The sequence below is a fragment of the Aedoeadaptatus urinae genome, from assembly GCF_900155585.1.
Lineage (GTDB): Bacteria > Bacillota > Clostridia > Tissierellales > Peptoniphilaceae > Aedoeadaptatus > Aedoeadaptatus urinae.
Genome location: NZ_LT707417.1, coordinates 499,955 through 512,791, shown reverse-complemented (window position 1 = coordinate 512,791; position 12,837 = coordinate 499,955). Strand labels below are relative to the sequence as shown.

The 12,837-nt window shown below is 55.3% G+C and carries 9 protein-coding genes; all 9 read right to left on the bottom strand.

Annotated features, from left to right (window positions below; translation table 11 throughout):
- Window positions 1–43: 43 nt before the first annotated feature.
- A complete protein-coding gene (clpX, locus tag BQ7397_RS04820; RefSeq protein WP_077074971.1) occupies window positions 44–1,300 on the bottom strand; it encodes an ATP-dependent Clp protease ATP-binding subunit ClpX in 1,257 nt (418 codons plus the stop codon).
- Between the two features lie 11 nt (window positions 1,301–1,311).
- Entirely contained in the window at window positions 1,312–1,896 is a 585-nt protein-coding gene (gene clpP / locus BQ7397_RS04815; protein WP_077074970.1) for an ATP-dependent Clp endopeptidase proteolytic subunit ClpP, read from the bottom strand.
- 35 nt (window positions 1,897–1,931) lie between these two features.
- Window positions 1,932–3,263, bottom strand: a complete 1,332-nt coding sequence (tig, locus tag BQ7397_RS04810) for a trigger factor (protein ID WP_077074969.1) — start codon at window positions 3,261–3,263, stop codon at window positions 1,932–1,934.
- 110 nt (window positions 3,264–3,373) lie between these two features.
- Window positions 3,374–3,766: a hypothetical protein gene (locus BQ7397_RS04805; RefSeq protein WP_083703416.1), complete on the bottom strand. Its 393-nt coding sequence runs from the start codon at window positions 3,764–3,766 to the stop codon at window positions 3,374–3,376.
- Window positions 3,763–4,677 carry a lactate/malate family dehydrogenase gene (locus BQ7397_RS04800; RefSeq protein ID WP_077074968.1) on the bottom strand — a complete coding sequence of 305 codons (915 nt, stop codon included), beginning with the start codon at window positions 4,675–4,677 and terminating at the stop codon, window positions 3,763–3,765. The genes BQ7397_RS04805 and BQ7397_RS04800 overlap by 4 nt, the downstream gene beginning before the upstream one ends.
- An 11-nt stretch (window positions 4,678–4,688) precedes the next feature.
- A complete protein-coding gene (locus BQ7397_RS04795) occupies window positions 4,689–4,898 on the bottom strand; it encodes a YdbC family protein (RefSeq protein WP_077074967.1) in 210 nt (69 codons plus the stop codon).
- 40 nt (window positions 4,899–4,938) lie between these two features.
- Window positions 4,939–7,509 (bottom strand): heavy metal translocating P-type ATPase, encoded by a 2,571-nt coding sequence (locus tag BQ7397_RS04790; RefSeq protein WP_077074966.1) that lies wholly within the window; start codon window positions 7,507–7,509, stop codon window positions 4,939–4,941.
- A gap of 65 nt (window positions 7,510–7,574) precedes the next feature.
- Window positions 7,575–10,391 carry a UvrD-helicase domain-containing protein gene (locus tag BQ7397_RS04785; protein ID WP_077074965.1) on the bottom strand — a complete coding sequence of 939 codons (2,817 nt, stop codon included), beginning with the start codon at window positions 10,389–10,391 and terminating at the stop codon, window positions 7,575–7,577.
- Window positions 10,378–12,819, bottom strand: a complete 2,442-nt coding sequence (locus tag BQ7397_RS04780; RefSeq protein ID WP_077074964.1) for a PD-(D/E)XK nuclease family protein — start codon at window positions 12,817–12,819, stop codon at window positions 10,378–10,380. The genes BQ7397_RS04785 and BQ7397_RS04780 overlap by 14 nt, the downstream gene beginning before the upstream one ends.
- Window positions 12,820–12,837 lie beyond the last annotated feature (18 nt).

Genomic DNA, 12,837 nt, shown 5'->3' with positions numbered 1-12,837 from the left:
GTTTCTCCTTATATAAAAAGGCCCACCTGGGTGAGCCTTTCGCTTATTGATCCGACGAGATCTTTTTCAAGGGCTCGTCTCTTTCCATGATCGGGTCCTCGTCGCCTACGACGCTGGCCTTGGTCACGACGACGCGTTTCACATCGTCCATGGAAGGAATTTCAAACATGGTGTCCATCATAATTTCTTCGATGGTGCCGCGCAGGCCGCGGGCGCCGGATTTCTTCTTAATGGCCTTTTCCGCAATGGCGTCCAAGGCGTCTTCCTCGAAATCCAGTTCCACGCCGTCCATGGCAAAGAGGGCCTTGTACTGTTTCACAATGGCGTTTTTCGGTTCCGTCAAAATGTGAACCAGGGCGTCCTTGTCCAACTCTTCCAAGGTGACGGTGACGGGCAAACGGCCGATAAATTCCGGAATCAAGCCGTACTTCAGCAGGTCTTCCCCTTCCAGTTCTTCCAGAAGATTGACCTTTTCGTGCTTGCTCCGCTTGATTTCCGTGCCGAAGCCGATGCCGCCTTTTCCCAGTCGGGCTTCGATAATCTTATCCAAAGAGTCGAAGGCGCCGCCTAAGATAAAGAGGATGTTGGAGGTGTCCACTTGAATGAATTCCTGATTCGGATGCTTTCTGCCTCCTTGGGGCGGCACATTGGCTTCCGTGCCCTCGATGAGCTTCAGAAGGGCCTGTTGCACCCCTTCGCCGCTCACGTCTCGAGTGATGGAGACATTTTCCGATTTGCGGGCGATCTTGTCGATTTCGTCCACGTAGATAATGCCTTTTTCCGCCGCTTCAATATCGTAATCCGCCGCCTGAATCAGCTTCAGAATAATATTTTCCACGTCTTCGCCGACATAGCCCGCCTCGGTTAAGGAGGTGGCATCGGCGATGGCAAAGGGCACGTCTAAAATGCGGGCCATGGTTTGCGCCAAAAGGGTTTTGCCGCTTCCCGTGGGACCCACCATTAAAATATTGCTCTTTTGAATTTCAACACTGTCGTCGCGCCCGCCGGCTTCCTGGGTGCGAATGCGCTTGTAGTGATTGTAAACGGCTACGGCCAGAGCGCGCTTGGCGTCTTCCTGGCGAATGACGTAGTCGTCCAAAGATGCCTTGATCTCCGCCGGCGTCGGCAGATGATCCATGGCGGGGGCACCCTTCGGCGCCATTTCCTGACGCAAAATATCTTCGCACAAGTGAATGCATTCGTCGCAAATATAAGCGTCGGGCCCCTTGATCAGTTTTTGTACCTGATCCTTGGACTTGCCGCAAAACGAGCAGCGCTGATCTTTTCTTTCGTCTGTCATGATGCTCCTAACTATTTACGTTTGACGATGACATCGTCGATGATGCCGTAAGCTTTCGCCTCTTCCGCCGACATAAAGAAATCCCGGTCCGTGTCTTTTTGAATCTTCTTCAAGGTTTGGCCCGTTCGCTCGGCGATAATGGCGTTTAATTGCTTGCGCGTCTTGATGATTTTTTCCGCGTGAATTTGAATATCCGATGCCTGACCTTGGGCGCCGCCCAAAGGTTGGTGGATCATAATGTCCGCATTGGGCAGGGCGTAGCGCTTGCCCTTTTCACCGGCCAGGAGCAGGAAAGCTCCCATGGATGCGGCGAGTCCCATACAAATGGTGGAGACGTGGGGCTTGATGTATTGCATGGTGTCGTAAATTGCAAAGCCCGCGCTCACCGATCCGCCGGGGGAATTAATATAGATTTGAATGTCCTTGTCCGGATCTTCCGATTCCAAAAACAAAAGTTGGGCGACGACTAAATCCGCCACCTGATCGTTTATCTCGCCGGTTAAAAAGATAATCCGGTCTTTTAAAAGTCGGGAATAGATATCGTAGCTTCTCTCGCCGCGATTGGTTTGTTCCACGACCATGGGTATCAGTGCCATACTTATGCCTCCTTTTTCGAGGCTTCGACAGCCTCTTATGCTTCTTCCTCTTCTTTATTTAAGCCTTCCACTTCTTTCGCACTGTCTACGAGAAGCTCGACGGCTTTTTTGCGTTCCAGATCAGAGGTCATGACTTCTTTGTTGCTTTCCATCATGGTCTTGACCATTTCTTCCAGCTTGTCTTCGTCGCCTTTAAAGTAGCGTTCGGACATTTCTCTGGCGTATGCTTCCAATTCGTCGTCGGAAACTTCGAATTTTTCAGCAGCCACAATGGCTTCGAGAACCAAGGATTTCAATACTTCCCGTTCAGCATCGGGACGCATGGATTCTTTAAAGTCGTCCAGGCTTTGGCCCAGCATTTGCAGGTATTGTTCCAGTTGAATGCCTTGGCTGCGCATGTTGTTGTCCATGTTGCGGATTTGTTCGTCGATGGCGTTTTTAACCATAACCTCCGGCACGTCCACCTTTGCATTGGCAGCTGCGGCTTCGAGAACGCGGTCCATGCGAATGTTTTTCGCATTGGCTTCCACTTCTTCCGCCTTTTGCTTCTTCAGATCTTCCTTGTATTCGTCCACGGTGTCGAATTCGGAAATGTCTTTAATGAATTCGTCGTCCACTTCCGGCAGCTCTTCCACGGCGATGGAATTTAAGGTGATGCTGAAGACGGCGTCTTTGCCCTTTAATTCTTCGCTATGGTAGTCTTCCGGGAAGCTGACTTCGATGTCGAATGCTTCGCCGACTTCGTGACCGACGATGCCTTCTTCAAAGCCGGGGATAAAGCTGCCGCTACCCAGTTCCAGCTCTTGGTCTTCGGCGGTGCCGCCGTCGAATGCCACGCCGTCGACTTTTCCTACAAAGTCGATGTTGACCTTGTCGCCTTCTTCGGCGGCGCGGTCGTCGATATTAATGCGACGGGCGTTTAAGTGGCGTTGCTTGTCGATTTCGTTGTCGATCATTTCGTCGGAAACTTCCGTAGGTACGGCTTCGATTTCCAGGCCCTTGTATTCGCCTAAAACCACTTCCGGCTTCACTTCTACGCTGACCGCGACGACCAAGTCCTTGCTGCGATCGAAGTTTTCTTCGTCCAAGTCGATTTCCGGTTGGTCGATGACGTCGAGTTCCAATTCCTTCAAGGCGTCTTGGTAAATCTTGGGAAGCACTTCGTTTAAAGCGTCCTCAAAGAAAATGCCGTCGCCGTAGAATTGTTCGACGATCTTCTTCGGCGCATGGCCCTTGCGGAAGCCGGGTACGTTGAAGTAGCTTTTGTTGCGTTTATATACCTTCAGCTCCGCTTCCTTGATTTCCTCGTGGGGAACCGTTAAGTCGAAAAACACTTTATTCTTTTCTTGCTTTTTAATCTCTGTCATCCTTATCCCTCCATAATTTATATCTAAAGCATTATACCATAAGGGCATTAAAATCTACAGTTACGGGCAAAAAATCGGGGTGATCCGCCGAATTTCCCGCCCTTTGCCCCCTAAACTCTGCGTTCATAGACAAAATGGCAGGTGGGACATGTGACTTTTACTTTTCCCGCGCCTCGGGGCAGGCGGGCGGTTTGATTGCAGGAAGGGCAATGGACGTAACGGTAGTGCCGCACGTCCTTCAGCCGCCTGAGTCCTCGCTTCGCCGGGCGAATGGCGTTTAAAAAGCTGCCGTTTTCCTTGCGGCGCTTGCCCCGCTCTCTCGAATAGGCGCGATAAATAACCATAAACAGAAGCAGAAGCGCTCCCCCGGACCAGTAGCCGCTGTCGTAGTAGCGGCCCGCCATGCGAAGGAGAAGGGATGCGGCGAACAGAAAGGTGTTCAGCTCGTCCCATCCGTAGCGATTGGCCATGAAGCGCTGCCATGCTTTTTTTATTTCATTCATTTTTGATAGCTGCGAATAATTTCCGCGCTGTCTTTGTATTTCTTTCGCTCGTCGTCGGTTAATTCCAACTCGATGACCTCTTCGATGCCGTCCTTGCCGATGACACAGGGGGTGGAGACGTAGACATCGTCCACGCCGTATTCCCCCTTATGCAGGGCGGAGACTTGCAAGGTCTTCTTTTCGTCGTAGAGGATGGCATCCAAAATGGCGTTCACCGTGTTGGCGATGCCGTATTGGGTGGAGCCTTTGCCAAAGAAGGCGCGGTGGCCGCGATAGACCACGGATTTTTCCACTTCCGCCTCGTCAAAGGCGAGGTCGTGATCCTTTAAATAGCGATCCCAGGGAATATGGTTGATGCGCACTTGGGAGTAGGGCAGGAATTGACTGTCCCCGTGTTCGCCCAACATCATGCTTTCCACATTTTCCGGGCTCACGTCCAGCATGCGAGCGATAATGGTGCGGCTGCGTTCCGTATCCAATGCCGTGCCGCTGCCGATGGTGCGGGATGCATCCATACCGGAAAGCTTCCACACGCGGTAGGCGATGGCGTCGCAGGGATTGGTGACCACAACGAAGATGCCTTTAAAGCCCGCCTCCATGACTTTGGGAATGTAATCGCTGACGTCGGCCTCATTGTTGTCGTATTCCTTGCGCCGTTGGGCGTCTTCGGGAATGCGTCCCGAGCAGACGACGATCATGTCGCTTGCCGCCACGTCCTTCACGTCGCCGGCGATAAAGCGGGTGTTGTGTGGATAGAAGCGGGTGGCGTCTTCCAAGTCGCTGACTACGCCGTCCAGCCTTTTTTCGTTAATGTCGTGCAGAGTAATATGTGAAAATCCGCCGCGCAGAGCCGCCGTATAGGCGACGATTTCGCCTACGTGGCCTGCGCCGATAATGCCTAATTTTGCCATTGGTCTCTCCTCTATTTAATCAATTCTCGCAATGCTTCAAATTCGTCTACGGACAGCGTAATGCCCTTGGACATTTTTTCGTGGTCTTCGCTCCAGGAGCGTAAATCGAATTTGGGTTCGGCACCGTTATAGGAGACGCGATTTAATTCCTTCGTCCAACCGTTGGGCGAGGTGGACAGCACGCCTAAGTGCTCCACGATTTCAAATTTAAACTCGGCCATAAAACCTCCTAACAGAAAAAAGCGCCGTAGGCGCTTTCATCTACTCGACCGCTGTGACTGTATAGCCTGCATCTTCCACTGTCTTCTTTAACAGATCGGCGTCCAGGTCTTTACCTTCGACGACGGCTTCCTGGGGTTCCAGGGTCACCGACGCCTTCACGCCGGCCAGTTCGTTTAACGCTTTGTCGACACGTCCAACGCAATGGTTGCAGCTCATGCCGTCGATTTTCAAAATAATCTTATCCATCTTTTGTGCCTCCTCTTTTTTATTATACCCCTGCGAGCTCTTTTTAACAGCAGGGATTTCCGCAAATTGAATGGACTCTTCCATCGCCTCGTCCGTCTCCCGCACGACGCCTTCCAACTTAAGGAAGTTTAACCGCAGGGCATTGGTCACCACGAAGACGGAGCTGAAGCTCATGGCCAGGGCCGCGATCATGGGGCTTAAGGTCAGGCCGAAGGACTTGTAGAAGATACCGGCGGCCACGGGAATACAGATGACATTGTAGAAAAAGGCCCAGAATAAATTTTCCTTAATGTTTCGGATCGTGGCCTTGGACAGATCCATGGCGCTGACCACGTCCATCAGGTCGCTGTGCATTAAGACCACGTCGGCGCTTTCCATGGCGATGTCCGTACCGGCGCCGATGGCGATGCCCACGTCGCTTCGGGCAAGGGCCGGGGCGTCGTTAATGCCGTCGCCCACCATGGCCACTTTCCCCGTTTCCTGATACTGCCGCACATAGGCTTCCTTTTCATCGGGAAGCACGCCGGCGTGGACACGGTCGATGGCCAAGTCCTCTGCGATGACCTTGGCCGTCTTTTCGTTGTCCCCGGTGAGCATAACCAGTTTTATTCCGGCGGCGCGCAATCTCTTCAAGGCGGCCGCGGAATTGGCCTTCACCAAATCCTTGGCGGCGATAAGGCCGATAAACTCATTTTCCCGCGCGAAAAACAATGGCGTCTTGCCCTGTGCGAGAAGGGCGTCCAAGGGCTCTCTTACAGCCGACAGATCGGCGCCGACGCTTTCCATAAGGGCTTCGTTGCCGCCGTAATAGATGTCGCCGTTTAATGCGGCCTTGAGTCCGCGACCGGGAATAGCCTCGAAGTGCTCCAGGTCAAATTTATTTTCCGTGCCGTATTTTTCTTCGTAGGCGCGAATGACGCCTTCCGCCAGGGGATGTTCCGACGATTTTTCAAGGGCGTAGGCCGTGGCGAAAAGTTCCTCCGGTTTCATCCCCGCCGCCACCACGTCGGTGACGTAGGGCTTGCCTCGAGTAATGGTGCCGGTCTTGTCAAAGATCACCGTCTCCACATGGTGCAGGACCTCCAGGCTTTCGGCACTCTTATAGAGCACGCCCGCCTTGGCCCCCTTTCCCGTGCCCACCATAATGGCCACAGGGGTCGCGAGACCCAGGGCGCAGGGACAACTGATGACGAGAACGGATATGGCGAGCTTCAGTGCGAAGGCGGGCTCCGCACCGAGGGCGAGCCACGTCGCTCCCGTCGCCAGGGCGATAAGGATCACCACGGGGACGAAGACGCCCGCCACCTTGTCGGCGATTTTCGATATAGGCGCCTTCGTGGCGTTGGCATCGTCCACCAGGGCGATGATCTTTGCGATGGTGGTGTCTTGACCCACCCGCTTCGCTTCCATAATCAACCGGCCCTGGCCGTTGGTCGTGGCGGCCATGACTTCGCTCCCAGCCGTTTTTTCCACGGGAATGGGCTCGCCGCTAAGGGCGGATTCGTCTATGGAAGAAATGCCTTCCACGACGACGCCGTCCACGGGCACATTTTCCCCGGGCTTCAGCAAAATTCTGTCGCCGATTTCGATGGCTTCCACGGGAATCTCTCTCTCTTCGCCGTCTTTAATCACCGTGGCCACTTCCGGCGTGAGATCCATGAGGGATCGAATGGCGCCGGAGGTCTTGTGCTTGGCCTTGGCTTCCAAAAATTTTCCCAGGTCGATTAAGACGACGATGGTGGCCGCCGACTCGAAGTAGAGCTCGTGGCCGTAGGCGGCGATGCGCGCCATGTCCCCGTGGCCGAAGCCGTAGGTCAATTGGAAGATGACATAGATGCCGTAGATATAGGCGGCGCCGGATCCCATGGCGACGAGGGCGTCCATATTGGGATGTCTGCGCCACAGAGATTTTCCGCCGTTAATATAGTAGTGGCGATTCAAAAACAGAATCACCGTGGTGAGCATAAATTGTACCAGGGCGAAGGTGAGTAGATTTTCGTGACCTTCCAAGAAAGAAGGCACCGGCGCACCCATCATACCGCCCATGGAAATATAAAAGAGGGGAAGGAGAAAGATCGCCGAGACCACGAGGCGCCTGCGCTTTAATTCCAATTCGTCGGAAAAAGGATCCGCCTCTTTCGGCGCGCTCTTTTTCTCCTCGCCTTCCAAAAAGCCTTTGTAACCCGCCGCTTCTACGGCATGAAGGACCGCGGGTTCGATCCCCGCCTCCCCCGTCACCTTCATAGAGTTGGTAAGAAGGTTCACGGCGACATTTTTTACACCGTCGACCTTCGCCACCTCTCGTTCCACTGCGGCGGAACAGGCGGAGCAGGTCATGCCTTCTACGCGATATTTTCGTTCCATAGAGCCTCTTTTCTAAATCAAAACATGTCCGTTTCTTTATATCTTACTAATTTACTCGGATTGTGTCAACCCGTGACGGATCGAAGGAGCTCGTCGATGTTTTTTTCTTCCTCCGCCGTGAGCTCGACCTCAGTCCAAATTCCGTCCGCCGTCGTAAAGAGATAGAGCTTCGGGAAGGTGCCGGTGATTTTTTCGTAGGCCGTGCCGTAAAGACCCAGCTGCAATCGGTAGGTGGCCATGGCGCCGGTGCGAACGCCTCGCGCTCCGGTCTTGTAATCCACAATGGCCACGCCATCCGGCAATTGCCGCAGCTGATCGTAAAAGCCTTCCAAGACGACGCCGTCGAATTCCGCGCGGAAGGGCACTTCCGTTGCGAGAATCTTGCCGCCGGTAAAGGTGGCATCGTAATTTTCAATGGCGCGGGAGAGTTCATCGGCTACGCCGTAAGATTCTGCTCTCGCCAACAGTTTTTCGCGAAGACCCGCCTCGGGCTTTCGCGCCCGCTGGGCGTAGTGGTGAAATAAAATTCCCAGCTGCAGGTAATCCTTCTCGCCCTTGGGGCCTTCTTTGCCATCGTCAAAAATGGCTCTGCCCTTTAAGAGGCGGCTCGCGGATACCACGGGCTTGGGACGCGCCGGGGTAATTTCTGCGACAGCTTTTTTCTGCGGCAAGGTTTTTTCTTCCGAAGAAGGCTCCGCCGGTCGGACCATGGCTTCTTCAAAGGCCATCTCTTGCAAGTAGGCCTGAAGGCCCGCTTCGCCCTCTTTTGATTTCAACACATAGACGTAGCGCTTCGCTCGGGTCATGGCCACGTAGAGCAGACGCAGATTTTCTTCCTTCGCCTTTTCCGCCGCGGCACTCCGATTCATTTCGAAAATCGCCGGGGCTTCGGGATTTTTTATGCCCACGCCACGCTCGGGACTGTAGTTCCACAGGCTGCGATCTGCGCGCTCCTTCGCGAAGAGATGGCCAAGATACACCCGCTCGTACTCCAGGCCCTTGGCCTTGTGCATGGTGAGGATCTCCACGGCGTGATCGCCGCCCAGTGGCGCCGCTCCCGGATCCGACCGCTCCTCCAGCTCCCGAAGGCGAGAGAGAAAGCCCTCAATATGGGCGCCGCGGCAGTCGTAGTCCTTCGCCATGGCGAGAAGCTGATCCACATTGGCCGCGGCCTGCTCGCCGCCCTGCCTGTAGGCGTAGCCGCGAAAGCCGCTGGCTTCCACGAGGTCCAGCAGAAATTCGTAGGCGGAGAATTGTTCCGCCCTTTCGGCAAAAAATCTCTCCATGGCTTCCATGCGCTCGGCGATTTCTTTTCTGCAGGCTTCCCCCTTCATCATGTGAAGGACGTCTTCCTGATTCGCCCCGACAAAGGGCGTGCGCAGAAAGGCCGGGGAGAGCTCGCCTTTTGTCTTCGCCTCCATGGCAAGGATCAGATCCCGCACTTCCCTCGCCGCAAAGAAGCCTTCGGCACTGCGATTCACATAGCTGATGCCGTAGTCGCGAAAGATCTCCTCGTAAATTTTCATGTACTGCTTCCGCCAGAGCAACAGGGCCCGGGATTCGGCGGGATGCTTTTGAATGTCCTCCACGATCCAAAGGGCTTCTTTTTTTATGGCATCCTCCGCATCGTCCTCCCCGCTAAGGTCCACGCCCTTCAGGGCCCAGTCCCCCTCCCCGTGGCCGGTAATGGGCTCGTAGCCGGGAATTTTTTCCGAAAACAAATGGCCGATGGCCGCCACCAAATCCTTATGGGAGCGGTAATTGTTCACGAGAGCCATGGGCTCCGTGCCCTCCGTGAGCATGTGGCCGCGAAAAGCGTCGCCTACGGCCACGTCGGCGCCGCGGAAGGCGTAGATGGATTGCTTTCTGTCGCCGACGACGAAAAGTTTCCCCTCGCCCCTCAAGGCTTTCAGCATGCGAATCTGCAGGGGGTTCGTGTCCTGAAATTCGTCGACGAGAATGTGGTCGTAGCTGCAGGAAATCTTCCCCGATTCCAAAAGCGCCGTGGCCCGCTCCAAAAGATCGCTGAAGTCCAGGACGCCTATGGCCCACTTTTCACGCCTATAGGCCTCGTCGAGGAGATGAAAGGCGCGGCCGAGCGCCTCGATAAAGGGGCGGTTCTTCTCCTCTTCTCGTAAAAAGAGGCGGTAACGCAATGCTTCGTTTTGTTTTTTTATGTCTTCGTCAATTTTAAGCGACGACCCGTCGGGCATGTCCAAGAGAAATGCACGCTGCGCCTCTTCCGGCGCGGCCTTGATTTTCTCGAGATCCGCCTCGTCCAAATATTTGGCCAGCTTCGATGCCTTACTCTTCATGGCGCCCCGCAGCGTAGGCAGAAAGTCCATGTATTCCCTTAATACGTCATCGTCCCATACCTCTCGCGGGCGAAAGTCCTCGAGGGCGCCGCGAGTGCGCAGGGCTTCATAGCCCCCCAAAAGCTCGTTCTTAAAGTGATTGGCCGTGGTGCCGGCGGTTTCCAAAAAGGAAATAAAATCCTCGTCGGAAAAAATATCCCCCGCCACTTTCTCGTAGCTCTTTTCCAAAAGAGCCCGGGCCTCGCCTTCGTCAAGCTGCTCCATGCCGCCAAGGGTGTCCCCCTCCACGGCATAAATGGAGAGCAGGTAGCGGCAAAAGCCGTCGATGGTCTTGACCACCAGCCGGTCCGTCTCCTCTTCCGTCAAGCTCGCCGCCATGCGGGCGGCCATTTCCTCGGCGGCCCGATTGGTAAAGGTAATGGCGAGGACACTGCCCTCGGTTTCGGACAAAATTTTCTTTACCCGCTCGGTCAATACCTTGGTCTTTCCCGCGCCGGCGCCGGCGGTGAGAAAGACGGAACGGTCGTAGGAATCCACTGCCCGCTGTTGTTGTTTATCCAATAACATCCGCCGCCTCCTTTCTGCACAGATCGCCGTAGGGACAGTATTTGCACGCGTCCTCCTCCGTGGGCTCCGCGGGAAAGGCCCCTTTCTTTATGGACGCGATGACGCGATCCAAGGCGATCTCCGCCTCGTTTAAAAAGATGTCGAAGGCCTCGCCGTCGTACTTTTTCTCCTTGCCCAGGCGGCTGTAATTTCCGGCCCGTGTCGTGTCCCGCACCATGACCGACGCCTTGGCGCCTTCCACGGAGACGTACTCCAGAGACGCCGGGCGATTGCCCATGTCTCGCCGTGCCAGGGCGTAAAGGCTAAGCTGCATCACCTCATAGGCCGCCACCTTGTCGTATTTGGGCACGCCGCCGGACTTGTAGTCGATTAAAATTTCATCGCCGGATTCGTTTCGATCGATGCGATCGATGACGCCGTGAATGGCCACGTCCTTAAAGGGATAGGTGAAGTCGGTCTCGAAGGCCGTGGGGCGAAAGCCTGCATTTCTCTTTTCATCGGCCAGGCGCTCTTCCTCCGCCTGAATGGCGGCGAGGAGGGCGCGGGCCATGTCCCTCTTTTCCCACGCCCAAAGGTATTCGGGCCGCAAGTAACTCATCTTTTCGTCGTAAGCGGCGGCGACGAAGCCGGGCAGATCCTCCAGGCCGCCTGAGAAGTAGCGGGCCAGGGCCTCGTGATAAATGGTGCCCTTGGCCATGGCGGGTCGGCCGTCCTCTTCCTCAGGCGCGCTCTTCAACACCCGCTCGGCGTAGTAGCGGAAGGGGCAGCGCAAATAAGCGTCCACCGCCGAGGGGGACAGGCCCTTTTCCCTGAGTTTGTCGGCGAGAATAGTGGCCGCTTCGGCGGAAAAATCGTCCTCCTCCGTAGCGAGCTCCCACATCTCTTCGCAGACTTCCCCGGCCTTGTCCAGGTCCTCTACAGGAAAATCTTTTTTCAATGCGGAAAAGATAGTTGCCTCTTCCCCGTCTCCCACTTTATAGAGATAAGATTTCTTCGACGAAGCCAATAGATAAGAGAGCCGATCCGTCACCTCTTCCCCCTGAAAGAAATCGGGATAGAGGCCCACGTCCATGGCGGCTCTTGCGACGGAGCGGTTCATCAAGCTGTCCTCTATCTTCGTCGGCATAAAATTCCCGTCCAGGGATGAGACGAAGAGGCGGTCGTAATCGCCGCCGTAGGCTTCGTCTAAGGAGAGAATATCCACGCCGTAGGTCCCTTCCTTTTCCAAATGGGCGCAGAGAATGGACTCAAACTCCCTGACGGAAATTCTGCCGTAGTCCCCGGCACCGTCGGCCAAGGCGTCGGCTAAATTTTTTTGCGCCTCTTCGCCGAAAAATTCCGCCGCCTCCGTGCTCAGGCGGGCAAAATCTTCCCAGCTGCCTTCCTTTTCCCGCCACCATCCGCGGAGCAGCTCTTTATATTTCAGAAGCAGGGCTTTTTTCTCGTCCCTTAAGTAATAGGGCAGAGGCTTTTCGAAAATGTCCGCAAGATCCTTTGCGGGCAGCACCTCCAGCGCCGCCGCAAGAGCCCTGCCGTCCTCCGGCTTTGCCAGGGGACTGCGCAAAAAGGCGCAGGCCGACGCCACATCTTCTCCCCGCCGCCACAAGAGGCGCAGATGACAGAGGGCTTCGTCCCCCATGGTATAGCTGTAGCCCGCCGCGGGAATGCCCATTGAGGCAAGGTGGGCCTTTATCGCCGCCCGGTCCCCTTCCTCATTCATGACCACGCCGATTTTCATGAGGGGATTCTCGGCGAGAGCCGCGGCAATTTCCCCGGCCATGTGACGCAGGGCTCGCTCCCCATCCACGGTTTGAAAGAGGGAAATATCATTCGCTTCCTTTTTCTCGTCGAAGGGAATGACCTCCACCACCCGGGCAGCAGCATCTAATTTTTCAAGGAGCAGGCGGTGGCGCTCCTTGTAATGGGAAAAGCCCACGACGATATACGTCCGCTCCGGGCTCACCTCCGCCGCCATGGCCTCGGCAAAGACGGCGGCATTCGTCACGCAGTCCGCACCCCTTACGGCGTCACTATAGGCGGCTAAAAGGGCTTCTCTGTCCTTGCGCCAGGAATAGGGCAACTCCTCTTCCTGGACGCCCAGGTCATTCACGTCCTCGCACCACTGGAAGAGGCGGCGAATTTTTTCCATATCACGCACCGGGGCAAAGGCCGTGTCCCCTTCCCCCAATGCCTTGCGAAAGGCGTAGGCCGCCCGCCGCTGATTGCGGGGGCGCATCATGGCGAGCTCCTCCATAAGATCGTCGAAGGTAAAAAAGCTCACGCCTAAAAAGCCCACGCCGGCGGCAAGGGCCTCTTTGCTTCTCGCGATCCACTTTCGATTGGGCATAATCAAGGTGGCGGCGTTTAAATCCACATCATCTCTTAAAGCTTCCACGCCGCTTCCCATGGGTTTATAAATAATTTTCACGGCCCCTCCTTTCCTCGC